The 24,400-nt window shown below is 74.4% G+C and carries 19 protein-coding genes; 10 read left to right on the forward strand and 9 right to left on the reverse strand.

Annotated features, from left to right (window positions below):
* Positions 1 to 102: 102 nt before the first annotated feature.
* From nirD to C1708_RS22265, 3 genes are read right to left on the reverse strand one after another with little or no spacing between them, the layout of a single operon-like run.
* Entirely contained in the window at positions 103 to 456 is a 354-nt protein-coding gene (gene nirD, locus C1708_RS22255; RefSeq protein WP_106414327.1) for a nitrite reductase small subunit NirD, read from the reverse strand.
* Positions 453 to 3,053: a nitrite reductase large subunit NirB gene (gene nirB, locus C1708_RS22260; RefSeq protein WP_106414328.1), complete on the reverse strand. Its 2,601-nt coding sequence runs from the start codon at positions 3,051 to 3,053 to the stop codon at positions 453 to 455. The genes nirD and nirB overlap by 4 nt, the downstream gene beginning before the upstream one ends.
* Entirely contained in the window at positions 3,053 to 4,270 is a 1,218-nt protein-coding gene (locus C1708_RS22265; RefSeq protein ID WP_106414329.1) for an NAD(P)/FAD-dependent oxidoreductase, read from the reverse strand. The genes nirB and C1708_RS22265 overlap by 1 nt, the downstream gene beginning before the upstream one ends.
* A gap of 193 nt (positions 4,271 to 4,463) precedes the next feature.
* On the opposite strand from C1708_RS22265, the gene C1708_RS22270 reads away from it, so the two are divergent.
* Complete coding sequence (locus tag C1708_RS22270; protein WP_106414330.1) at positions 4,464 to 5,246, forward strand: sulfite exporter TauE/SafE family protein; 783 nt, start codon at positions 4,464 to 4,466, stop codon at positions 5,244 to 5,246.
* Positions 5,247 to 5,291: 45 nt separating this feature from the next.
* Positions 5,292 to 5,930: a DUF1963 domain-containing protein gene (locus C1708_RS22275; RefSeq protein ID WP_241911314.1), complete on the forward strand. Its 639-nt coding sequence runs from the start codon at positions 5,292 to 5,294 to the stop codon at positions 5,928 to 5,930.
* 168 nt (positions 5,931 to 6,098) lie between these two features.
* On the opposite strand, the gene C1708_RS22280 is transcribed toward C1708_RS22275, so the two are convergent.
* From C1708_RS22280 to C1708_RS22295, 4 genes are all read right to left on the reverse strand, one after another.
* Positions 6,099 to 6,746, reverse strand: a complete 648-nt coding sequence (locus C1708_RS22280) for a class F sortase (RefSeq protein WP_106414331.1) — start codon at positions 6,744 to 6,746, stop codon at positions 6,099 to 6,101.
* Between the two features lie 113 nt (positions 6,747 to 6,859).
* Positions 6,860 to 7,405, reverse strand: a complete 546-nt coding sequence (locus C1708_RS22285; protein ID WP_106414332.1) for a hypothetical protein — start codon at positions 7,403 to 7,405, stop codon at positions 6,860 to 6,862.
* Positions 7,406 to 7,863: 458 nt separating this feature from the next.
* Positions 7,864 to 9,981: a molybdopterin oxidoreductase family protein gene (locus C1708_RS22290; RefSeq protein WP_106414333.1), complete on the reverse strand. Its 2,118-nt coding sequence runs from the start codon at positions 9,979 to 9,981 to the stop codon at positions 7,864 to 7,866.
* Between the two features lie 204 nt (positions 9,982 to 10,185).
* Positions 10,186 to 10,890 carry a SanA/YdcF family protein gene (locus tag C1708_RS22295; protein WP_106414334.1) on the reverse strand — a complete coding sequence of 235 codons (705 nt, stop codon included), beginning with the start codon at positions 10,888 to 10,890 and terminating at the stop codon, positions 10,186 to 10,188.
* 233 nt (positions 10,891 to 11,123) lie between these two features.
* Between C1708_RS22295 and C1708_RS22300 the strand changes: the two genes are divergently transcribed.
* From C1708_RS22300 to C1708_RS22330, 8 genes are all read left to right on the forward strand, one after another.
* Positions 11,124 to 11,924, forward strand: coding sequence for a sirohydrochlorin chelatase (locus tag C1708_RS22300; protein WP_106414335.1), 801 nt, complete (start codon positions 11,124 to 11,126; stop codon positions 11,922 to 11,924).
* A 49-nt stretch (positions 11,925 to 11,973) separates the two neighbouring features.
* Positions 11,974 to 13,281, forward strand: coding sequence for a deoxyguanosinetriphosphate triphosphohydrolase (locus tag C1708_RS22305; protein ID WP_106414336.1), 1,308 nt, complete (start codon positions 11,974 to 11,976; stop codon positions 13,279 to 13,281).
* Positions 13,282 to 13,370: 89 nt separating this feature from the next.
* Positions 13,371 to 14,636, forward strand: coding sequence for an NAD(P)/FAD-dependent oxidoreductase (locus tag C1708_RS22310; protein ID WP_106414337.1), 1,266 nt, complete (start codon positions 13,371 to 13,373; stop codon positions 14,634 to 14,636).
* A 127-nt stretch (positions 14,637 to 14,763) separates the two neighbouring features.
* Positions 14,764 to 15,012, forward strand: a complete 249-nt coding sequence (locus tag C1708_RS35185; RefSeq protein WP_241911315.1) for a hypothetical protein — start codon at positions 14,764 to 14,766, stop codon at positions 15,010 to 15,012.
* The gene (locus C1708_RS35190) at positions 14,976 to 15,326 is read left to right on the forward strand and encodes a hypothetical protein (protein WP_241911316.1); all 351 of its coding nucleotides are present in this window, start codon (positions 14,976 to 14,978) and stop codon (positions 15,324 to 15,326) included. The genes C1708_RS35185 and C1708_RS35190 overlap by 37 nt, the downstream gene beginning before the upstream one ends.
* Positions 15,327 to 15,686: 360 nt before the next feature.
* Positions 15,687 to 17,033, forward strand: a complete 1,347-nt coding sequence (locus C1708_RS22320) for a hypothetical protein (RefSeq protein ID WP_106414338.1) — start codon at positions 15,687 to 15,689, stop codon at positions 17,031 to 17,033.
* Between the two features lie 167 nt (positions 17,034 to 17,200).
* Positions 17,201 to 19,123 (forward strand): DNA primase, encoded by a 1,923-nt coding sequence (dnaG, locus tag C1708_RS22325; protein WP_106414339.1) that lies wholly within the window; start codon positions 17,201 to 17,203, stop codon positions 19,121 to 19,123.
* A gap of 137 nt (positions 19,124 to 19,260) precedes the next feature.
* Positions 19,261 to 20,580, forward strand: a complete 1,320-nt coding sequence (locus C1708_RS22330; protein WP_106416430.1) for an RNA polymerase sigma factor — start codon at positions 19,261 to 19,263, stop codon at positions 20,578 to 20,580.
* A 51-nt stretch (positions 20,581 to 20,631) separates the two neighbouring features.
* On the opposite strand, the gene C1708_RS22335 is transcribed toward C1708_RS22330, so the two are convergent.
* Both C1708_RS22335 and C1708_RS22340 read right to left on the reverse strand, forming a co-directional pair.
* Entirely contained in the window at positions 20,632 to 22,560 is a 1,929-nt protein-coding gene (locus C1708_RS22335) for an ABC transporter ATP-binding protein (RefSeq protein ID WP_106414340.1), read from the reverse strand.
* Complete coding sequence (locus tag C1708_RS22340; protein ID WP_106414341.1) at positions 22,560 to 24,293, reverse strand: ABC transporter ATP-binding protein; 1,734 nt, start codon at positions 24,291 to 24,293, stop codon at positions 22,560 to 22,562. Before C1708_RS22340 ends, C1708_RS22335 begins: the two co-directional genes overlap by 1 nt.
* Positions 24,294 to 24,400 lie beyond the last annotated feature (107 nt).

Genomic DNA, 24,400 nt, shown 5'->3' on the forward strand with positions numbered 1-24,400 from the left:
GGGGAGCCGGGTGGACGCCTCGTGACCGCGGACGAACCGGCGGGTGACGGAGCGGCGTGCACAGCGGGTGTCCGCACCGCCGTGCACGCCGCTCCGGGTGGGTCAGGCCGCCTCCACCTCGTACGCCGTCACGCGGACCGTGTCGTCGTCCAGGCACCGGCCCGTCTCCAGGTCGAAGCGCTGCTTCAGGAGCGGGGAGGCGACGAACGGGCGGCCCCGGTGGGTGCCGGTGAGGCCGCGGGAGAGGACCGCCGCGCCCGTGAACGGGTCGCGGTTGTCGATGGCGTACAGCCGGCCCGCGCGGTCGGTGAACACCGCGGCCTGCCGGCCGTCGGGCAGCAGGGCGGCCACGCCCCGGCCGGGGATCAGCCGGTCGAGGCCGCAGACCTCGAGCCAGTCGTCCGTCAGGCGGAGCCGTACGGTCAGGCCGGTGGTCGTCTCGAGTGCCAGGGTCATCGCTGTGCGCTTCCTTCCAGGACGTCGTCGGCGGGACGCGGGCCGATGCTCAGCAGGGGCAGGTCGGGCTTGATCTGGCCGCGTTCGGGGACGAAGGCGACCACCGGGTCGGGGGTGTCCGGGGCGTTCACGAAGGACACGAACCGGGCCAGCTTCTCCGGGTCGTCGACGGTCTCCGCCCACTCGTCGCGGTAGTGCGCGACGTGCGCGGCCATCAGCGCCTCCAGTTCGTCGCAGATGCCCAGCGAGTCGTGCACCACCACGTCCCGTACGTGGTCCAGGCCGCCGGGGACGCGCTCCAGCCAGGCGGAGGTGCGCTCCAGCCGGTCCGCGGTGCGGATGTAGAACATCAGGAACCGGTCGATGAGGCGGATCAGCCCGTCGTCGGAGAGGTCCTGCGCGAGCAGGTCGGCGTGGCGCGGAGTGGCGCCGCCGTTCCCGCCGACGTAGAGGTTCCAGCCGTGGGCGGTGGCGATGACGCCGAAGTCCTTCGACCGGGCCTCCGCGCACTCGCGCTGGCAGCCGGACACCGCCGACTTCAGCTTGTGCGGGGAGCGCAGGCCCCGGTAGCGCAGCTCCAGGTCGATCGCCATGCGCACCGAGTCCTGGACGCCGTAGCGGCACCAGGTCCGTCCGACGCAGGACTTCACCGTGCGCAGCGACTTGCCGTACGCGTGGCCCGACTCGAAGCCGGCGTCGACCAGCCGGGTCCAGATCAGGGGGAGCTGCTCGACCCGCGCGCCGAACATGTCGATCCGCTGGCCGCCGGTGATCTTCGTGTAGAGCCCGAAGTCGCGGGCGATCTCGCCGATCACGATCAGTTTCTCCGGCGCGATCTCCCCGCCGGGGATGCGCGGCACCACCGAGTACGAGCCGTTCCTCTGCAGGTTGGCCAGGAAGTGGTCGTTGGTGTCCTGGAGGGCCGCCTGCTCGCCGTCCAGCACATAGGTGCTCGCGCCGATCGCCGGCGCGAGGGACGCGACGATCGAGCCGACGGTCGGCTTGCACACCTCGCAGCCGTCGCCGCCGCGCGCCTCCTCGCGGCCGTACCGGTCCAGCAGTTCGCGGTGGGAGGTGATGCGCAGGGCGAGGACGATCTCGTACAGCTCCTCGCGGGTGCGGGAGAAGCAGCCGCACAGGCCCTTGTCGACCTCGACGCCGTTCGCCTCCAGCTCGGCGTCCAGCAGCTGGCCCAGCGCCTTGACGCAACTGCCGCAGCCGGTACCGGCCTTGGTGCACTTCTTCACCTCGGGCACGGTGGTGCACCGGTGGCCGGTGACCGCGCCGCGGATCGTGCCCTTGGTGACGTTGTGGCAGGAGCAGATCACCGCGTCGTCGGGCAGCGCGGACGGGCCGAGCGCGGCCGGGGCCCCGGCGCCGGCGGGCAGCACCAGCGACTCCGGCGCGACCGGCGGCACCGAGCCGGTGAACGCCCGCAGCGTGCCGTACGCCTCGGCGTCGCCGACCAGGATGCCGCCGAGCAGCGTGCCGTCCCGGCCGATCACCAGCTTCTTGTACAGGCCCGCGCGGGAGTCGGAGTAGACGACGTCCAGGCAGTCGTCGGCGGTGCCGTGCGCGTCGCCGAAGGACGCCACGTCCACGCCGAGCAGCTTCAGCTTGGTGGACAGGTCGGCGCCGGTGAAGGCGGCCTCGTCCCCGGCGATGGCCGCGGCGGCCGTCTCGGCCTGCTCGTAGCCGGGCGCGACCAGGCCGTACACCCGGCCGTCGGCGGCCAGCGCGCACTCGCCGACCGCGAACACGCGCGGATCGGTGACCGTACGGCACTGCTCGTCCACGGCGATCCCGCCGCGCTCGCCGACCGCCAGACCGCAGTCGCGGGCGAGCTGGTCGCGGGGGCGGACGCCGGCGGAGAACACCACCAGGTCGGTGGCGAGTTCGGAGCCGTCGGACAGCTTCATGCCGGTGACGGCGCCCGCCTCGTCGACCACGATCTCCTGGGTGCCGACGCCGGTGTGGACGGTCAGCCCCATGTCCTCGACGGTGCGCAGCAGCGCCGCGCCGCCGCCCTCGTCGACCTGCACCGGCATCAGCCGCGGTGCGAACTCCACGATGTGCGAGGTGAGTCCGAGGCCCTTGAGCGCGCCGGCCGCCTCGAGACCGAGCAGACCGCCGCCCACCACCGCGCCCGTCCTCGCCCGGCTCCGCGCGTACTCCTCGATGGCGAGCAGGTCCTCGACGGTGCGGTAGACGAAGCAGCCCTCGGCGTCCTTGTTCGGCACCGGCGGCACGAACGGGCAGGAGCCGGTCGCCAGCACCAGCACGTCGTAGCCGACGACCAGCCCGGAGCGGGCGGTCACCGTGCGCGCCTCGCGGTCCACGCGCTCGGCCGGGTCGCCGACGTGCAGCTCGATGCCGTGGTCCGCGAGGAACGCCGGGTCCGTCAGCGACAGTTCCTCGGGCGTCCGGCCCGAGAAGTACGAGGTGAGCTGCACGCGGTCGTAGGCCGGACGCGGCTCCTCGCACAGCACGACCACGCGGTGCGTGGCGGTCAGGCCGCGCTCGGCGAGCGCCTCCAGGAAGCGCTGGCCGACCATGCCGTGGCCGACGAGCACGAGGGTCGGGGTGTCCGTGGGCATCAGGAGCCTCCGTCGTGGGTGAGCAGGTGGAGCAGGGGCCCGCCGTCGGACGGGAGCGGTTCCGCTCCCTCCCAGGCGCGCGCGAGGGCGCCGACGGCGCCGAGTTCGCCGACCAGCACGCCGCCGACCAGGCGGTCGCCGCGGACCACGACCTTGCGGTAGGTGCCGCGGGTGGCGTCGGCGAGCCGCACGACGTCGTCGCCCGGCAGCCCCTCGGTCTCGCCGAACGCGGCCAGGTCGAAGGGGCTGTCCGGGCCGGTCAGGGTGAGCCGGGTGAGCGAACGGGTGCCGGTGTAGCGGGCGGCGGCGTCCCCGGCGAGCAGCGCGGCGAGCGCGTCGGCCTGCTCCAGGGCCGGCGCGGCCAGCCCGTAGACGGTGCCGGCGTGCTGGACGCAGTCGCCGACCGCGTGGACGCACGGGTCTGAGGTGCGCAGCTCGTCGTCGACGACGACGCCCTCGGCCACGTCGAGCCCGGCGGCCCGCGCGAGGGAGACCCTCGGGCGCACCCCGCAGGCCAGCACCACGAGGTCGGCGTCCAGGGCGTAGCCGTCGGCCAGCTCCACCGAGCGGACCGCGCCGCCGGCGCAGCGCACGTCCCGCACCCGGCACTCGGTGTGCACCTCCACGCCGAGCCCCGTCAGATGGCGCCGGACCAGCGCGGAGGCGGCCGGGTCGAGCTGGCGTTCCATGAGCCGCTCGGCCTGCTGGGCGAGGACCACCCGCGCGCCGCGCACGGCCAGCGCGCGGGCCGCGGACACGCCGAGCAGCCCGCCGCCGATCACCACCGCCCGCACGCCCGGCCGCACCTCGGCGGACAGGCCCAGGCAGTCGTCCAGGGTGCGGAACGCGTGCACGCCCCGGGGCAGCTCACGGTCCTTCGTGAACAGGCCGCGCAGCGGCGGCAGGACGGGGTTGGAGCCGGTGGCCAGCACCAGCCGCCCGTAGGCGGTCTCCGAGCCGTCCGCGCGGACGACGGTCCGCCGGTCCCGGTCGATGCCGGTGACCCGGGCGCGGACCAGCTCCGCGGGGGCGGGCAGGGCGATCACCTCGGGCCGGTAGCGCCCGGCGAGCACCTCGGCGAGCAGCACCCGGTTGTACGGCGGGTGCTCCTCCTCGCCGATCAGCGTCACGGGCGTGCCCAGCTCGCCGAGCCGCCGGGCGAGACGTACGCCCGCGAGGCCGGAGCCGATCACCACCACGCGCTCGTTCGAGGTCATGTCCCGAGCGTGCGGGGCGGGTGTTACCCGGCGGCATCCCCTCTGTTTCCCGCGCGGAACGCTGCCCTCAGCGGTCGCGGACGCCGGGTGTGAGGCCTCCGGGGGCGGCCGCGTGGCGGACGTGAGGAGGCCAACCTCAACAAACGCTCATCTTGATGGACGTGACATCTTTCGCCTTCGTAGGCTCGCGGCCATGCCCGACATCTCGCTGACCACGGTCGTCCTGCTCTGCGTGGCCGCGCTCGTCGCCGGCTGGATCGACGCCGTGGTGGGCGGCGGCGGGCTGCTGCTCCTGCCGGCGCTGCTGCTCGGTCTGCCCGCCGGCACCCCGGCCGCGCACGCGCTGGGCACCAACAAGGCGGTCGCGATCGTGGGCACCACGGGTGCGGCGGTGACGTACGCCCGCAAGGCGCCGGTGGACGTGCGGACGGCGGTGCGGATCGGGCTGGCCGCCCTCGCCGGGTCGTCCGGCGGTGCGTTCCTCGCGGCCGGGATGAGCACCGAGGTGCTCAAGCCGGTCATCATGGTGGTGCTGCTCGCGGTGGCCGCCTTCGTCATCCTGCGGCCCGCCTTCGGCACCGCACCCGCGCCGGGCCCGGCCACCCGCCGGCAGATCCTCGCCGCGATCGGCCTGGCCGGCCTCGGCATCGGCTTCTACGACGGCCTGATCGGCCCCGGCACCGGCACGTTCCTCGTCCTGGCGCTCACCGCCGTGCTCCACCTCGACCTGGTCACCGCCTCCGCCACCGCCAAGATCGTCAACTGCTGCACCAACGCGGGCGCCCTCGCCACCTTCGCCTGGCAGGGCGCGGTCCTGTGGCACCTGGCGGCCCTGATGGCGGTCTTCAACCTGGCGGGCGGCATGCTCGGCGCCCGTACCGCCCTGAAGCGCGGCAGCGGTTTCGTCCGCGTGGTCCTGCTGACGGTGGTCTTCGCCCTGGTGGCGAACCTGGCGTACGAGCAGTGGGTGGCGTAGGTCCCGGCAGAGGGGAGGCGGAGGGCTGACCTAGGCTTCCCGACCGTGACCACCACCTTGATGACGTATGCCGGGCCGGTCGACGACCGTGCGCCGGTGACCCGCACCGGCGGCGTGCCGCTGGTCCCGGCCGGGTTCACCTGGCCGCGGTGCGCGGAGTGCGCGGGGCCGATGCAGTTCCTCGCGCAGGTGCCGGCGGACGCCCCCGGGGCACAGGGGGCCGAGGCTGCCGAGCACGTCCTGTCGGTTTTCATGTGCCAGAACGACCCGGGGCTGTGCGACGAGTGGGATCCGGTCGCGGGCGGCAACCGGGCGCTGGTGTTCCCCCGCGCCGGACTCGCGCCCGCCCCGGTGCCGGAGGAGGGCGAGACCCTGCTGCCGGAGACCTGTGGCGTCGACCGCACGGCGGTCGACGCGGTCTCCTACTCCGAGGCCCGCGACCGCTGGGCGCAGGCGAGCGGCCGTCCCGTGCGGGACGTCCTCGGGGGCCTGGGCGGCGCTCCCGCGTGGCTCCAGGGCGACGAGACGCCGGTGTGCCCGTCGTGCGCGCGGGCGATGAGCTTCGTCGCCCAGTTCGAGGAGGGCCGCGACGAGGGGACCGCGATGAACTTCGGCGGTGGCGGCTGCGGGTACGCCTTCGCCTGCGTGCCGTGCGCGGAAGGCGCGTTCCTCTGGCAGAGCTGACCGGCCGGCTCCGCCCGCTTCCCCGGCGGCGGTCGCCCCCCTGTGTCCTGACACGGGGCGCGGAGCACCTTGAGGGGGCGGGCGCCCACGGACCCCGCGGTCCGGGCGGCGGCCGGCCTCATGGGGCCGGACCCCGGGGCGGAGGCTGCCCGCGGACCCCGGCGCCCGTCAGCGGGTCCCCGTCAGGTGGGCGTAGACGACCACGTTGCCGCGGTAGCCGGTGGCGGGGGAGTAGCCGGCGCCGCAGGTGATGACGCGGAGCTCCGGTCGGCCGGCCGGGCCGTAGACCTTCTCGTCGGGGAAGTCCCGGGCGTCGTACGCCTCGACGGCGTCCACCGTGAACACGGCGACCGTGCCGTCGCGCCGGGCCACCTCGACCGTGCTGCCCTTGTGCAGGGCGCCGAGCGAGTAGAAGACGGCCGGGCCGTCGGCGTTGTCGACGTGGCCCGCGACGATCGCCGTGCCCCGCTCACCGGGAGTGGCGCCGGCCTCGTACCAGCCGGCCAGGTCCGGGCGGTCGGCTGGCGGCACGTCGAGGGAGCCGGCCGGGGTCAGCCCCAGGCCGGTCAGCGGCGCGTCCACGCCGATCGCCGGAATGCGCACCCGGTCGGGCGGCGACGGCGGCAGCGCGGGGGCCGCGGACCGCGCCGGGCCGTGCGCGTCGAGTGCGGAGTGCGCCTGCGCGGCGGACGGCTGCGGCGGGGCGTCGCCCCCGCCGTTCCGCAGCAGCACGGCCCCCGTGCACAGGGCGCACACCGTGACGGCGGCCATCGCCGCGTTGCCCGGACTCCGGGGCCGGCGGAACCTGCGGCGCATGGGGTGACCTCACCTCGAGTCGGCCCCGTGCCCCCTCCGGGCCGCGAGGGGCGTCGGGCCCGGAGGGGGAGGGGACGTGCGGTACCTGTGGGACGGGCGGCGGAGGATGCCCGTCAGATCCCGTCGCCTCTCGCCCGGCGATGCAGGAACCAGGTACCGCCCGCGGCGGCGACGGCGAGGGCCGTCACACCGGCCGCGGTCTGTACGGGGTCGGGGCCCAGCGCGCCACCGACCCCCGTCTTCACGCTTCCCCGGGGAACCATCTGCTCCGCGTCGGGCGTCAGCGTCACCACGAGGTCCCCGCTCACCCGGCGCCCGCTCCCGGCACAGGCGACGACGATCTCGTACGTCCCCGGCTGCGCGCTCGGCGGCACCTGGAACTGTCCGATCGCCTCCCCCTCGTGCGTGCTCGGCGCCAGCGTGAACCGGCCGGCGCCGACCGCGGAGGCGTCGCCCGCCGCCGTCCCCTCGTCACCGCACGCCGCGGTGTTCGCGGAGACCTGCGCGCCCGGGGCGACGGACGACGGGTACATGAGCAGACCGGCGGTCGACGGGCCGGGGGCCTCCCCGGCGTACGCGGGGGCGGCGAGCAGCCCCGCGGTGGCCACGGCGAGTGCGGTGCCGGTCGTGCCGGTCAGCAGCCGGGCGGTACGTCGCATCGATGCTCCCTCGAGCTCACGGAGGGGACCCGGCCCGCGGCACCCCCATGTGCCGCCGTCGACCGGCGTCCCTGCCCCTCCGAGGTAAGTCGCCCCGGGCCGCCACCGCTCCCTGAGGAGGCGTCAGGGCACCGGCTGAACGGGTGTCAGGCGACCCCGGCAGCCCTCGGCCCGCCCCGCGTTTCAGCAGGTCACCGACGCGGACGTGAGCAGGCGAGCGGCGTGCGGCCGCATTGGGCCGGGCGGGGCTGCGAAGGGCTGACCGGGCGAGGGCGCCCCTCGGGACGCCGGGCGTCTCAGGCCGTTCCCTGCGTCCCGCGCGCCCGCAGGCGGGCCGGGGCGTCGTACGCCCACGCGGGGGCCGCCCGGGACGCCCCGAGCCACAGGGACCGTCCGACGGGCGGTGGGCGTGGGCCGACCGCCCGCACGGTGCTCACGGCACTCACGAGGCGGTGCGCTCACGGGCGTACCGCCTCGAGCCGTACCGCGCACGCCTTGAACTCCGGCATCCGGGACGTCGGGTCGAGGGCCGGGTTGGTGAGGGTGTTGGCGCGGCCCTCACCGGCCCAGTGGAACGGCATGAACACCGTGTCGGGGCGGATCGCGGTGGTGATCCGGGCCGGGGCGACCGCCCGGCCGCGCCGGGACACCACGGCCACCGGGTCGCCCTCGCGGGCGCCGAGCCGCTGCGCGAGCCGGGGGTGCAGCTCCACGAACGGGCCGGGCGCGGCGGCGTTCAGTTCGTCCACGCGCCGTGTCTGCGCGCCGGACTGGTACTGCGCCACGACCCGCCCGGTGGTGAGCAGCACCGGGTACTCCTCCTCGGGCTCCTCGGCGATCGCCCGGTGCGACACCGGAACGAACCGCGCCCGGCCGTCCTCGGTGGCGAACCGGTCCAGGAAGAGGCGGGGGGTGCCGGGGTGGACGGTCCCGGCGTCCTCACCGGGGGCCTCGGGGGAGGGGCACGGCCAGAACACCCCGTTCCCCTCGGCCAGCCGCCGGTAGGTGATCCCCGAGTAGTCCGCGGGGCCGCCCGCGCTGGCCCGGCGCAGCTCCTCGAAGACCTCCTCGGGGTCGGTCGGGAAGCGCTTCTCCGGGCTGCCCTCGCCGCCCAGCCGCGCGGCGAGCTCGTGCAGCACCTCCAGGTCGCCGCGCACGCCCGCCGGCGGGGTGACGGCCCGGCGACGCAGCAGCACCCTGCCCTCCAGGCTGGTGATGGTGCCCGTCTCCTCCGCCCACTGCGTCACCGGCAGCACGACGTCGGCGAGTTCGGCCGTCTCCGACAGCACCACGTCGCACACCGCCAGGAAGTCCAGCGAGCGGACGCGCTCCTCGACGTGCGCGGCGCGCGGCGCCGACACCACCGGGTTGGAGCCCATCAGCAGCAGCGCGCGGATGTCCGTGCCCAGCGCGTCCAGCAGCTCGTACGCGCTGCGGCCCGGTCCGGGCAGACTGTCCGGGGCGACGCCCCAGACCTCCGCCACGTGCGCCCGCGCCGCCGGGTCGGTCAGCTTGCGGTAACCGGGCAACTGGTCGGCCTTCTGGCCGTGTTCGCGCCCGCCCTGCCCGTTGCCCTGCCCGGTCAGACAGCCGTACCCGGACAGCGGGCGGCCGGGCCGGCCGGTCGCCAGGGCCAGGTTGATCCACGCGCTCACCGTGTCGGTGCCCTTGGACTGCTGCTCGGGCCCCCGCGCGGTGAGCACCATCGCGGACTCGGGCTCGCAGAACAGCCGTACGGCCTCGCGGAGTCGCGGCACGGGCACGCCGGTGATGCGTTCCACGTACTCCGGCCAGTGCGCCATCGCCGAGGCCCGGGTCTCCTCCCAGCCGGCCGTGCGCTCCCGGATGTACTCCTCGTCGGTGCGCCCCTCGGCGACGACCAGGTGCAGCAGGCCCAGGGCCAGCGCGAGGTCGGTGCCGGGGCGCGGCGCCAGGTGCAGGTCGGCCTGCTCGGCGGTGCGCGTGCGACGCGGGTCGACGACGATCAGGGTGCCGCCGTTCTCCCTCAGCTCGGTGAAGTAGCGCAGGGCCGGGGGCATGGTCTCGGCGGGGTTGGCGCCGACGAGGATCACACAGCCGGTCCTCGGGACGTCCTCCAGCGGGAACGGCAGACCCCGGTCGAGGCCGAACGCCCTGCCTCCCGCGGCGGCGGCCGACGACATGCAGAACCGCCCGTTGTAGTCGATCTGCGAGGTGCCCAGCACCACCCGCGCGAACTTCCCCAGGGAGTACGCCTTCTCGTTGGTGAGACCGCCCCCGCCGAACACCCCGACCGCGTCCGCGCCGTGGTGCGCGCGAGCGTTTCCGATCCCTTCGGCGACCCGGTCCAGCGCCTCCTCCCAGGAGGCCGGCTCCAGCGCGCCCGCCGCCGACCGCACCAGCGGCGAGGTCAGCCGCACGGCCGGGGACAGCACGGCCGGCGCGGTCCGCCCCTTCCCGCACAGCGCCCCCCGGTTCACCGGGAAGTCCGCGCGCTCGCTCACCTCGACGGTCCGCCCGTCGGCGGCCGGCGTCAGGTTCATGCCGCACTGCAGCGCGCAGTAGGGGCAGTGCGTGGACGTCACGGTGCTTCGCATACGGACCAGGCTGCGCCGCCGGTGTTACGCACCGCGCCGGCCGCTGTTACACCCCGGACACGGCCCCCTCTCCGCCGGCCGCCGCCCACGGTGAGGCGTCGGCGCGCCCCGCTCGGACGCCGACGAGCCGGACACGGTCGCCGCACAGCCGTGCCGTGTCGTCGGTGCCGGACGTCAGTCCGGCCACCGGGTCCGGCCGGCCCGTCAGTCCGGCCCGCCGGAACCGCGGGCGTCCGCCAGCGCCCGCCGCACCCCCGCCTCCTCGGGCCCGAGGAAGTGCGGGTCCGGCCGGAACACCGCGTCCAGGGCCGCCTTCCCGGCCGCGAGGACCTCGCGGGCGCCGCCGTAGTACCAGGTGACGTCGTGGCGGTCGGCCACGCCGACGCCGTACGACGTGACGCCCGCCGCCTCGCACAGCGCCACCGCCCGCCGGATGTGGAAGCCCTGGCTGATGAGCACCGCCCGGTCCACGCCGAAGATCTTCCGGGCGCGGACGCAGGAGTCCCAGGTGTCGAAGCCCGCGTAGTCGCTGACGATCCGCGCGTCGGGCACCCCGTGCCGGGTCAGGTAGGCGCGCATCGCGTCCGGCTCGTCGTACTCCTCCCGGCTGTTGTCGCCGGTGACCAGCACCACCCGGATCCGCCCCGCGCGGTACAGCTCCGCCGCCGCGTCCAGCCGGTGCGCGAGGTAGGGCGACGGCTCCCCGTCCCACAGCCCCGCGCCGAACACCACGGCCACCTCGGTGCGCGGCACGTCGGCGACGGTGCGCAGCCGGTCGCCGGTGCTCAGCCGCAGCCAGGTCGCCGGCAGCAGCGCCAGCACGCACACCGCCACCACGGCCCGCACCAGCCGCCGCTGCCCCGCGCGGGTGCGCGGCAGCCGCGGGCGGTGAAACGCGAAACGGCGCATCGGACGGCCTCCCCGGTCGCTCCTGGACCCGGTAGGACGCCCCGCCGGGGCCCGCGGTTCGCGCCGTGTGACCGGTCTCACGGGGTTCCGGGGTTCGGGGTTCCGGGGTTCCGGCGTTCCGGGAACGGGAGACCTGCCGCCTCACACCGCCCCGCACCCCCGCGTGAACACCCCGCAAACACGCGTGACCCCGACGCAACGGCAGGGCAACCTCGTCCGGTCACGCTCGCCGCATGACGGCGTATCCGACGCACCCCGGCGCCCGGCCCCGCCCGGTCGCCCCGCCCCCCGCCCTCGTCGTGGTGGCCCACGGCAGCCGCGACCCGCGCGCCCCGGCCACCGTGCGGCGGCTCCTGGAACGGGTCCGCGCGCTGCGCCCCGGGCTGCCGGTGCACCTCGGCCACATCGAGCTGAACGCCCCGCTGCTGCCCGACACCCTCGACGAGCTGGCCACGCACGGCGCCGGGTCCGCCGTGCTCGTCCCGCTGCTGTTCGGCCGCGGCCACCACGTCACCCGGGACATCCCCGACGCCGCCGCGGCGGCGCCGCTGCCCACCCGGGTCGCCGGCCCGCTCGGGGCGCACCCCCTGCTCGTGGACGCCCTGCACGCACGGCTCACCGAGGCGGGCTGGCAGGCCCCCAGGGACGCGGAGGGCCGCCGCACCGGCGCCGTGGTGCTGGCCTCCGCCGGGTCCCGCGCGCCCGCCTCCCGCGCCGACACCGAGCGCATCGCCGGGCTGCTCGCCGCCCGGCTCGGCGTGCCCGTCGTCCCCGCCTACGCCTCCGCCGCCGCGCCCACCGTGCCCGAGGCGGTGCGCGCCCTCGCCGCCCGCGGCCGCACCCGGGTCGCCGTCGCCTCCTGCTTCACCGCCCCCGGCCGGTTCGCCGCCGCGTGCGCGAAGGCGGCGCCCGGCACCGTCGCCGGCCCGCTCGGCACCCACCCCGCGCTGGCCCGCCTGCTCCTCCACCGCTACGACCGGGCGCTGCGCACCGCCGCCCCGGTCGCCGGAGTGACCGCCCTCGCCCCCGCGTGACACGTCCACCGGTGTCCGGGACGTCACCGGCCGGAGCTACTGTCGGATCATGGAAGGCATCACGTCCGGCACGTCCGACCCGTCCACGCACCACCTCCCGCCCGCCGGGTACGATCCGCCGGCCGTCGAGCGCTGGGCCGCCGAGCCCGACAAGCGGCCGGGCCGCACCGCCTTCCAGCGCGACCGGGCGCGCGTGCTGCACTCCGCCGCGCTGCGCCGCCTCGCCGGCAAGACGCAGGTCGTCACCCCCGGCGCGCACAGCCAGGTGTGGGACGCCAGCCCCCGCACCCGCCTCACCCACTCCCTCGAATGCGCCCAGGTGGGCCGGGAGCTGGGCGCCGCCCTCGGCTGCGACCCCGACCTGGTGGAGGCCGCCTGCCTCTCCCACGACCTCGGCCACCCGCCGTTCGGGCACAACGGCGAACAGGCGCTGAACGAGTTCGCCGAGGACTGCGGCGGCTTCGAGGGCAACGCGCAGTCGCTGCGGCTGCTCACCCGCATCGAGCCCAAACGGTTCACCCCCGAGGGCTCCGTCGGCCTCAACCTCACCCGGGCGGCCCTCGACGCGGCCACCAAGTACCCCTGGCCGCGCGGCGCCCACCCCACCGACCCGGCGTCGGTGAAGTTCGGCGTCTACGACGACGACCGGCCGGTCTTCGAGTGGCTCCGCAAGGACGCCCCCGGCACCCGCACCTGTTTCGAGGCGCAGGTCATGGACTGGGCGGACGACGTGGCGTACTCGGTCCACGACGTGGAGGACGGCCTGCACGCGGGGCACATCGACCCCAACTGCCTGCACGCCGACCCGGAGCGGGAGGCCGTCTTCGCGGTCGCCGTCCGCCGGTACGTCCCGGCGGACACCGACCCCGCCGAGCTCGCCGAGGCCCTCGACCGGCTGCTCGCCCAGGAGTGGTGGCCGCACGGCTACGACGGCACCGCTGTCGCCCAGGCCCGCCTCAAGGACGCCACCAGCCAGCTCATCGGCCGTTTCTGCCTCGCCGCCGAGAGCGCCACCCGGCAGGCCTGGGGCGGCGGCCGCCTCACCCGGTACGGGGCCGAGCTGGTCGTCCCGCGCTCCACGCGCATGGAGTGCGCGGTCCTCAAGGCGGTCGCCGACCGGTACGTCATGCAGCGCGCCGAGCAGGAGCGGCTCCGCGCCGACCAGCGCGTCGTCGTGCTGGAGCTGGCGGAGGCGCTGACCGCCCGCGCCCCCGACGGGCTGGACCCGCAGTTCCGCAGGCTGTTCGACCGGGCGCCGGACGACCGCGCCCGCAAGCGGGTCGTCGTGGACCAGATCGCGTCCCTGACGGACGCCTCGGCCCGCTTCCTGCACGCCCGGCTCACCGGCCGGACGTGAAACAGGTGGCCTGATCGGGTCACTCCCCCTTCCCGCGGCCTTCCGCTTGCGGGAGGCTCGCTGGTGGCAACGCTCGAAGGAGGCATCACGTGGTCGACGCGGATCAGACTTTCGTCATCGTCGGAGGCGGCCTGGCCGGCGCGAAGGCGGCCGAGACGCTGAGAGCGGAGGGCTTCACCGGCCGCGTGATACTGATCTGCGACGAGCGCGACCGCCCCTACGAGCGTCCGCCGCTGTCCAAGGGGTACCTCCTCGGCTCGGCGGAGCGCGACAGCGTCTTCGTGCACGAGCCCGGCTGGTACGCGCAGCACGACGTCGAACTGCACCTGGGGCAGACCGTCGCCGCCGTGGACCGCGCCGCGAAGACCGTCCGCTTCGGCGAGGACGGCACCACCGTCCGCTACGACAAGCTGCTGCTCGCCACCGGCGCCGAGCCCCGCCGGCTCGACGTCCCGGGCACCGACCTGGTGGGCGTCCACCACCTGCGCCGCCTCGCCCACTCCGAGCGCCTCAAGGGCGTCCTCACCGCCCTCGGCCGGGACAACGGCCACCTGGTGATCGCCGGCGCGGGCTGGATCGGCCTGGAGACCGCGGCGGCGGCCCGGCAGTACGGCGCGGAGGTCACCGTCGTCCACCGGGGGCAGGCCCCGCTGCACTCGGTCCTCGGCCCCGAACTGGGGCAGCTCTTCGCCGAGCTGCACAGCGAGCACGGCGTGCGCTTCCACTTCGGCGCCACGCTCACCGAGATCACCGGCCAGGACGGCATGGTCCTCGCCGCCCGCACCGACGACGGCGAGGAGCACCCGGCGCACGCCGTGCTCGCCGCGATCGGCGCGGCCCCGCGGACCTCCCTCGCGGAGGCGGCGGGCCTGGAGATCGCCGACGCCGCGTCCGGCGGGGGCGTCCTCGTCGACGAACGGCTGCGCACGTCCGACCCGGACATCTACGCGGCCGGGGACGTCGCGTCCTTCCCGCACGCCCTGTCCGGCACCCGGCTGCGGGTGGAGCACTGGGCCAACGCGCTCAACGGCGGCCCGGCGGCGGCCCGCGCCATGCTCGGCCGCGACGAGGTCTACGACCGTGTCCCGTACTTCTTCACCGACCAGTACGACCTCGGCATGGAGTACTCCGGCTGGGCGCCGCCCGGGTCCTACGACCAGGTGGTCGTCCGGGGCGACGCGGGCAAGCGGGAGTTCATCGCGTTCTGGGTGCGCGAGGGACGCGTGCTGGCCGGGATGAACGTGAACGTGTGGGACGTCACGGACACGGTCCAGCGGCTGATCCGGTCCCGGGAGGCGGTGGACACGGAGGCGCTGGCGGATCCGCACGTGCCGCTGGAGAGCCTGGTCGCCTAGGAGGCCACGATCCGCCCGGCGGGGTCGCCGGCGGTCCCGGTGCAGCGCGAGTTCCCCTTCGGGCAGGGGACGTGGGGCCGGAAAGCCCGGAGGTCCCGGCGGGTACGCGCCGTACGGCACCGTCGGCGTGGCCACCGCCGGCGCCGAGGCCGTCTCCCTGCGGCAGATCAAGGGACAGCTCCGCCGGGCCGCCCAGAACGACGGCCCCGGCCAGGAGTGGGTGCCCACCCTCGACGAGGATCCGGTGATCGGGCCGCGGCTCGCGGCCGCCCGGGGCTCGGACCCGGTGGCCAAGGAGGCGACGGACGCCATCGAGGCGCGGATCGAGGTCCTCGCCCCGTGCTCTTCGAGGAGCTCAAGGCGCACGCCGACATGACGATGGAGGCGCTGGACCGGCTGCCTCCCGTCACCGGCACCGTCTTCCAGGGCGACTGGAACCTCGGCGGGGACGAGTCGGTCCACCGCCTCGGCAAGCAGGCCGCGCTGAACCACCGGCCGGGATCCGTCTTCACGAGCTCCTTCGACAGCACCAGCAGGGACAAGGGCGTGGCCCTGGACTTCATGCGCGGCCAGCGGGTCTCCGGCACGAAGACGCACCGGATCCTCCTGGAGCTGACGCTCACCGGGAAGCACGGCCGTGACATCGACCCCTCCACCAGTACCAGGGCTACGAGGCGGAGGTGCTGCTGATGCCGGGCGCGAACTTCGAGGTCACCGGGAGCGAGTGGAAGCACGACCCGGACCACGACCCGGCGTGCGGCGGCAGCGACCGGTACGGGCACGTCCGGGCGACGGAGGTGTGAGGGCGTGCCGGACCGGCCCGGAGATCCCGTCGCCCCCTCACCCGGCACGGACGGGCGCCGGCCGGCACGAGGAGTGAAAAGCCCCGGTCCGACGGTGTTTCCGGAAGGGACCGGGGCCGGGAAGGGCGCTTCCGGACGACTTACCCCGACAGCGCGCGTGTCTACACCGAGGTAAACGTCCTGATTGTTCAGAATGTCGTCAACTGCCCCAGTTGAAACTATGAAGTTTCGCACCGAGGAGCATGACATGCAGGTTCGCAGGTGGCTCCCAGACCAGCCCACTCGGATCGGCCGGCACGACTGGCCGGACGAGGGCGACGACGGCACGTACATGCGACTGCGGGCCGGCTCCATCGTGGTACTGGACCGTCAGGCATGGCGGATCCTGGAGATCAACGGCTACCCGGGCGACCGGTGGCCGGACTGCTACGAGAAGGCCTGGCGCGACCACGTGGAACTGTGGTGGCACGCCAACGGACTGCTGCGGGCCAACAACCGGGCGGCCAAGCCGGCCCCCGAGCGGTCCGAGTTCTACAAGCGCCCGGTGGTCCTCGTGCTGCGCGACGAGAACCTGCCCCGCTCCACGCCGAAGCACTGGTGCGCGCCCGCCAGCCACGACTGGCAGGTCCTCCCGGAGCACTACGCGGTCTGCCGCGCCTGCGGTGAACTGCCGCCCTGCCACCACGGGGAGTACCGCTGGGAGGGCGGCCCCCGCCGGCCGGAACAGAACGCCGGCATCCCCCTCATGGTCCCGGAGGGCTGCTGCATGGGGTGCGCCGAGCCGATCAGGCCGCGGATGCGCACCGTGCGCTTCCCCGGGCCGAACCTCTGGTACCCGAACCTGGGGGAGGACACGGCGGTCTTCCACGCCCGCGCCGCCTGCGCCGACCAGGTCGACTGCTACCGCGCGCAGTGGCAGACCGAGTACGACGCGCGCCCCGTCACGCGCTCCACCACCCTGGCGTTCCCGGGTTTCGAGCACATCGTGCTGCCCCGGACGCGCAGCGCGCCGGACCGCGATCACCCCCCGCACGTCGAGCGGCTCCCCCAGGACTCCCGCCCGGCCCCGTCCGCCCCTGCCCCCGCCGCCCCTGCCGTCCCGGCCGCGCCGGCGCGGCCGGGACAGCAGGGCTGCTTCTCCGTGACCGGCGTCTCCGGCGTCTTCCGCACCCCGCTCAGGGAGTACCGGCGGGAGGCCGACGGGTCCCCCGGGGAAAGCCCGAGGGAAAGGGAGGACGGCACGGTGCCGGCCGGCCCCCCGGCTCCGGTCGCCCCCGGACCCGCCCCCGGCCCCTCCGGCGGACCCGCGGCGTCCGGCACCGCCGTGGCGGACCCGGCCGTGCCGTCCCGGACCGCCCCGCAGGCCCCGCTCCCGCCCGCCCCGGCCGAGGCGTCCGCGCCCGTCCCGGCCCCTCCCCCCGCCGAGGCCGCCGATCCGGCCCTCCGGGCGGCGGAGGAACTGCACCGGTCCCTGGCCGGGGACCCGGCCTTCCACAACGCGGAGCAGGCAGCCCGGGTGATCGAGGAACTCACCGCCGCGGTCCGGAACATCGCCCTCTGCCTGAACGTCCCGGCCGCCCGCGCACGCCCCTGACCGACCCGCGACGACGGCCGCGCGGGCGAGGCGTCCGGCACCGCGCCGCCCGCGAGGGCGTCGAGTCCTCCACCCGGTGAGGGCGTGCCGCGCATGTCACAGTGCCGGTTCCCTTCCGGGGCGCTCCGTGCCCCGGGGACGTCATGGCGCACCCGTAGAATCTACGCGTGGCAGGACGGATCAATGACGAGGACGTGAAGGCGGTACGGGACGCGGTCCCGATCGACGCCGTGGTGTCCGAGTACCTCCAGCTGCGCAACGCGGGCGGCGGCAACCTGAAGGGCCTCTGCCCGTTCCACGACGAGAAGTCGCCGTCCTTCCAGGTCAGCCCGAGCAAGGGACTCTTCCACTGCTTCGGCTGCCAGGAGGGCGGTGACACCCTCACCTTCGTGATGAAGATCGACCACCTCTCCTTCTCGGAGGCGGTCGAGCGCCTGGCCGGTCAGGCCGGCATCACCCTGCGCTACGAGGAGGGCGGGTACAACCCGGCCCACCAGCGCGGGGAGCGCATCCGGCTGGTCGAGGCGCACAAGCTGGCCGCCGAGTGGTACGCGGAACAGCTCGCGACCAGCCCCGAGGCGGAGACCGGCCGCCTCTTCCTCGCCGAGCGCGGCTTCGACCAGGCCGCCGCCGTGCACTTCGGCGTCGGCTACAGCCCCCAGGGCTGGGACCACCTCACCCGCTTCCTGCGCGGCAAGGGCTTCAGCGACAAGGAGCTGGTGCTCTCCGGGCTCGCCCAGGAGGGCCGCCGCGGCCCCATCGACCGCTTCCGCGGCCGGCTGATGTGGCCCATCCGCGACATCGGCGGCGACGTCGTCGGCTTCGGCGCCCGCAAGCTCCACGACGCGGACAACGGCCCCAAGTACCTCAACACGCCCGAGACGGCGATCTACAAGAAGTCCCAGGTCCTCTACGGCATCGACCTGGCGAAGAAGGACATCGCGAAGTCCTCCCGCGCGGTCGTCGTCGAGGGCTACACCGACGTCATGGCCTGCCACCTCGCGGGCGTGACGACGGCCATCGCCACCTGCGGCACCGCCTTCGGCGGCGACCACATCAAGATCCTGCGCCGCCTGCTGATGGACAACGGCTCGGCGCGCGTCATCTTCACCTTCGACGGCGACGCGGCCGGCCAGAAGGCCGCCCTGCGCGCCTTCGAGGACGACCAGAAGTTCGCCGCCGAGACGTACATCGCCATCGCGCCCGACGGCATGGACCCCTGCGACCTGCGGCTCGCCAAGGGCGACGAGGCGGTCGCCGACCTGGTCGAGCCGCGCACCCCGCTGTTCGAGTTCGCGCTCCGCCAGATCGTCGGCCGCTACGACCTGGACACCCCGGCCGGCCGCGCCGCCGCCCTCGACGAGGCCGCCCCGGTCGTGGCCCGGATCAAGAACAGCGGCGCCCAGCACGAGGTCGCCGTCCAGCTCGCCGGGATGCTCGGCATCCTCGACACGCAGTTCGTCGTGAAGCGGGTCGCCCAGCTCGCCCGCTGGGCCCGCGACCGCGGCGGCAAGGGCCCGGCCCCCGAGCACCGCCGTCCCGCCGGCGGCCCCCAGCAGTACGCCGCCGCGCCGGCCGCCCCGCGCGGCCCCGCCCTGAACCTCCGCAACCCGGTCTTCGCCACCGAGCGCGAACTGCTCAAGCTCGCCCTCCAGCGTCCGGAGCTGGTCTCGCCCGCCTTCGACGCGTACGGCGTCGACGAGTTCACCGCCCCGCCCTACGCGGCCGTGCGCCAGGCGATCCTGGACGCGGGCGGCGCCGAGCACGGCGTCCACGACCCGCAGGAGTATCTGATCCGGGTCCGCGACGCGGCCCCCGACGACACGGTCCGCGCCATGGTCACGGAGCTGGCGGTCGAGGCGATCATGCTGCACCGGGGCGTCAAGGACGTCGACGAGACCTATGCGGGCGCCCAGCTCGTCACCGTCCGCCGCCGCGCCGTCGAACGCCGCATCCGCGACATCACCAGTCGCCTCACCCGCCTCGGCAACCACGGCGAACCGAGCGAACTCGCCGCCGTGCAGAACGAGTTGTGGGTCCTCCAGCAGTACGACCAGGCCCTGCGCGAACACGGCGCGGCGGCCCTGTAGTCACCGCGTTCCTCCGCGGACGCGCCCACCCGCCAGGGCCGTCGGCCTCCCGGATGACCGGTCGGTGACGGCGCGGACGCAAAAAGTCATCGCACGCCCCTCGTGAGGACGATGTGCCGTACCCCACACTGGGGGCGGTGCCTGAGTCCTCGGAGCGCGGCCGGCCCGTCGGTGACGGGCCGCACACCCCCGCGGCTCCGCCCCTCGCGTACGGGACGGACAGCGGCGAGGCCGTCGACTCCGCCCCTGAAGAACCGCTGCCCCACCCCCAGGCAGCGATCATCCTGGAGGTCGCCCCCGTGCAGACCCGGACCCTCACCCAGCCCCTCACCCAGACCGACACCGACGTCGCCGGCGCCGCGCCGGACGCGGATCTGCTGGTCGCGATGCCCATGCGCAGCCGCGCCGGGCAGCGCCCCGGGACGGGTCCGGAGCCGCTCGCGCCGGTGGAGCCCCGGTCCGCGGAGGACCCCGCCGAGGCCGGGCCGCCGGACGTCGTGGGGCCGGCCGAGCCGGTCGGTCCGCCGGTGCGGCCCGAGACCGGCGCCCCCTCCTCCGACCTGTTCCGCCAGTACCTGCGGGAGATCGGCCGCATCCCGCTGCTCACCGCCGCCGAGGAGGTGGAGCTCGCCCGCCGGGTCGAGGCCGGCCTGTTCGCCGAGGAGAAGCTGCGCCTCACCCCCGACCTGGACAGCCGGCTCGCGCACGACCTGGACCGGCTCGTCGTCGCGGGCCGCATGGCCAAACGCCGCCTGATCGAGGCGAACCTGCGGCTGGTCGTCTCCGTGGCCAAGCGGTACGTGGGCCGCGGGCTGACCATGCTGGACCTGGTCCAGGAGGGCAACCTCGGCCTGATCCGGGCCGTGGAGAAGTTCGACTACGCGCGCGGCTTCAAGTTCTCCACGTACGCGACCTGGTGGATCCGGCAGGCCATGTCCCGGGCGCTCGCCGACCAGGCCCGCACCATCCGCGTGCCGGTGCACGTCGTGGAACTGATCAACCGTGTGGTGCGCGTGCAGCGGCGGATGCTCCAGGAGCGCGGCTGCGAGCCGACGCCGCAGGAGGTCGCCGCCCACCTGGACCTGCCGCCCGAGCGGGTGGGCGAGGTGCTGCGGCTGGCCCAGGAGCCGGTGTCGCTGCACGCGCCCGTGGGCGAGGAGGACGACGTCGCGCTCGGCGACCTCATCGAGGACGGGGACGCCGCCAGCCCCGCGGAGTCGGCGGCGTTCCTGCTGCTGCGGCAGCACCTGGAGGCGGTGCTGTCCACACTGGGGGAGCGCGAACGCAAGGTGGTGCAGCTGCGCTACGGGCTGGCCGACGGGCGGCCCCGCACGCTGGAGGAGATCGGCCGCATCTTCGGCGTGACGCGGGAACGCATACGCCAGATCGAGTCCAAGACGCTCAACAAGCTCCGGGACCACGCCTACGCGGACCAGCTGCGCGGGTACCTCGACTGATCGCCCGGGTGCCGGAGGGGCCGTGAGCCGGTCCCTCCGGCGCCCGGGGCGTCAGTCGACCTCGGCGACCGCCTGCGCGAACTGCGCCTGGTACAGCCGGGCGTACGCGCCGTCCGCCGCCAGCAGCTTGTCGTGCGCGCCCTGTTCGACGATCGCGCCGTTCTCCATCACCAGGATGGTGTCCGCGTCCCGGATCGTCGACAGCCGGTGCGCGATGACGAAGGACGTCCGCCCGTGCGCCAGCTCGGCCATCGCCTTCTGGATCAGCACCTCGGTACGGGTGTCCACGGAACTCGTCGCCTCGTCCAGGACCAGGATCACCGGGTCGGACAGGAACGCCCGCGCGATCGTGATGAGCTGCTTCTCGCCCGCGCTGACCCCGCTGCCCTCGTCGTCGATGACGGTGTCGTACCCGTCGGGCAGGGTGCGGATGAACCGGTCGGCGTGCGCCGCCCGGGCCGCCTCCTCGATCTCCTCCCGGGTGACCTCACGGGACGCGCCGTACGCGATGTTCTCCGCGATGGTGCCGCCGAACAGCCACGTGTCCTGCAGCACCATGCCGATCCCGGAGCGCAGCTCGTCCCGCGTCATCCGCGCGATGTCCACGCCGTCCAGGGTGATCCGCCCGCCGGACACCTCGTAGAACCGCATCAGCAGGTTGACCAGCGTGGTCTTGCCGGCGCCGGTCGGTCCGACGATGGCCACCGTGCGGCCCGGCTCGACCGTCAGCGACAGGTCCTCGATCAGCGGCTTCTCCGGGTCGTAGCGGAACGACACGTGCTCCAGCGCCACCCGTCCGCGCAGCCGCTCCGGCCGCTCGGCGGGCGACGGGTCGGCCTGCTGCTCCTCGGCGTCGAGCACCTCGAAGACCCGCTCGGCGGAGGCGACGCCCGACTGCACCAGGTTCGCCATCGACGCGACCTGCGTCAGCGGCATCGAGAACTGCCGCGAGTACTGGATGAACGCCTGCACGTCCCCGATGGACAGCGCCCCGGAGGCGACCCGCAGGCCGCCGACGACCGCGACCAGCACGTAGTTGAGGTTCGACACGAACATCATCAGCGGCTGCATGACGCCGCTGTTGAACTGCGCCTTGAACCCGGCCTCGTAGAGCGCCTCGTTCTCCTCGGCGAACTTCCGCGCCGACTCCTCCTGCCGCCCGAACACCTTCACCAGGGCGTGCCCGGTGTACATCTCCTCGACGTGCGCGTTGAGCGTGCCGGTGGAGCGCCACTGCTGCACGAAGTGCGGCTGCGACCGCTTGCCGACCCGCGTGGCGACGACGAACGACAAGGGCACCGTCACCAGGGCGACCAGCGCCAGGATCCAGGAGACGTAGAACATCATCGCGAGCACGCCGATGATGGTGAGCAGCGAGTTGATCAGCTGCCCCATCGACTGCTGGAGCGTCTGCCCGATGTTGTCGATGTCGTTCGTCGCCCGGCTCAGCACCTCACCGCGCTGCCGCCGGTCGAAGTACGACAGCGGCAGCCGCGACAGCTTCGTCTGCACGTCCTCGCGCATCCGGAACATGGTGCGGTTCACGGCCCGGTTCACCAGCCGGGTCGCCACCGCCATCAGCAGCCCGGCCGCACCGAACACCGCCAGCGCGAGCAGCAGGACGTTCCCCACCGCGGTGAAGTCGATGCCCTGACCCGGCGTGAAGTCCGTGGAGCGGAGCATGTCGGCGACGTCGCCGTCGCCGCGCTCCCGCATCGACTCCAGCACCTGCTCCTTGGTGGCGCCCTCCGGCATGTCGCGGCCGACGATGCCCGCGAACACCAGGTCGGTGGCCCGGCCCAGGATCTTCGGCCCGACCACGCTGAGCGCCACGCTCACCACGACACAGGACAGCAGCCCGTACAGGGTGAGGCGTTCCGGCCCGAAGCGGGCGAGCAGCCGCTTGCTGGACCCCTTGAAGTCGATCGACCGCTGGCCGGGGGCGACCCCGGCCGTCATCCGGCCCCCTGGCCCCGCCATCAGGCCGCCTCCGCTTCCGTCAGCTGGGAGAGCACGATCTCCCGGTAGGTCTCGTTGTCCGCCATCAGTTCGTGGTGCCGCCCGGTGCCGACGACCCGGCCCTCCTCCAGCACCACGATCCGGTCGGCGTCGCGGATGGTCGCCACCCGCTGGGCGACGATCACCACCGTCGCCTCGGCCGTCTCCCGCGCGAGCGCCGCGCGCAGGGCCGCGTCGGTGGCGTAGTCGAGCGCGGAGAAGGAGTCGTCGAAGAGGTAGATCTCCGGGCGCCGCACCAACGTCCGGGCGATCGCGAGGCGTTGGCGCTGGCCGCCGGAGACGTTCGTCCCGCCCTGCGCGATCGGCGCGTCGAGCCCGCCCTCCAGCCGCTCCACGAAGTCCCTGCCCTGCGCCACCTCCAGCGCGTGCCACAGCTCCTCGTCCGTGGCGTCCGGGTTGCCGTAGCGCAGATTGGTCGCCACCGTGCCCGCGAACAGGTACGGCTTCTGCGGCACCAGCCCGACGGTACGGGCGAGCAGCGCCGGGTCGATGTCCGCCACCGGCACCCCGTCGACCAGCACCTCGCCGTCGGTCGCGTCGAACAGCCGCGGCACCAGCCCCAGCAGCGTGGACTTGCCGCTGCCGGTGGGGCCGATCACGGCGGTGACCTCGCCGGGCCGTGCCACCAGGTCGACCGCCCGCAGCACCGGCTCCTCGGCGCCCGGGTAGCGGAAGCCCGCGCCCCGGATCTCCAGATGCCCGTGCCGGCGCAGCTCGGTGACGGGCGCGGAGGGCGGCACCACGCTCGAGGAGGTGTCCAGCACCTCCTGGATGCGCTCGGCGCACACCTCGGCGCGCGGCACCATCATGAACATGAACGTGGCCATCATCACGGACATGACGATCTGCATCAGGTAGGCGAGGAACGCCGTCAGATCGCCGATCTGCATCCCGCCGCTGTCGATGCGGTGCGCGCCGAACCACACCACCGCGATGGACGACAGGTTCACCACCGTCATGACCACCGGGAACATCAGCGCGAGCAGGTTGCCGGCGCGCAGCGACACATCGGTCAGCTCGGTGTTGGACCCGTGGAACCGCCGCTGCTCGTAGGCGTCCCGCACGAACGCGCGGATGACCCGGTTGCCGGTGATCTGCTCGCGCAGCACCCGGTTCACCGTGTCCAGCCGCTCCTGCATGGTGCGGAACAGCGGCCGCAGCCGGCGCACGATCAGCGTCACGCAGACGCCCAGCACCGGCACCACCGCGACCAGCACGCCGGACAGCGGCACGTCGAGTCCGAGCGCCAGCACCACCCCGCCCACGCACATGATCGGCGCCGACACCATCAGGGTGAACGTCATCAGGGTGAGCATCTGGATCTGCTGGACGTCGTTCGTCGTCCGTGTGATCAGCGACGGCGCGCCGAAGTGCCCCACCTCACGGGCGGAGAAGGACTGCACCCGGTCGAAGACCGCGGCGCGCACGTCCCGTCCCAGGGCCGCCGCGGTCCGGGCCCCGTAGTACACGGCGCCGACGTTGCAGACGACCTGCGCCAGCGAGATGCCGATCATCAGGCCGCCGTAACCGAGGATGTAACCCGTGTCACCTCGGACGACACCGTTGTCGATGATGTCCGCGTTCAGCGTGGGCAGGTAGAGCGTGGCGCAGGTCTGCAGCAACTGCAGGGCCACCAGCAGAGCGAGGGGTCTTTTGTAGGGCCGTAGACGGTCACGCAGAAGTCGTATGAGCACGCTGCTTCTCTCGGAGTGGACGGCGGGGCCATGCGGTCGCCCGTGGCCCCTATCGTCGGGCACTCCACCGGCGTTACCTCAAGTCATTTACGGGCCCCGGCGCGCCG

It is taken from the genome of Streptomyces sp. DH-12 (genome assembly GCF_002899455.1).
Taxonomy (GTDB): Bacteria; Actinomycetota; Actinomycetes; order Streptomycetales; family Streptomycetaceae; genus Streptomyces.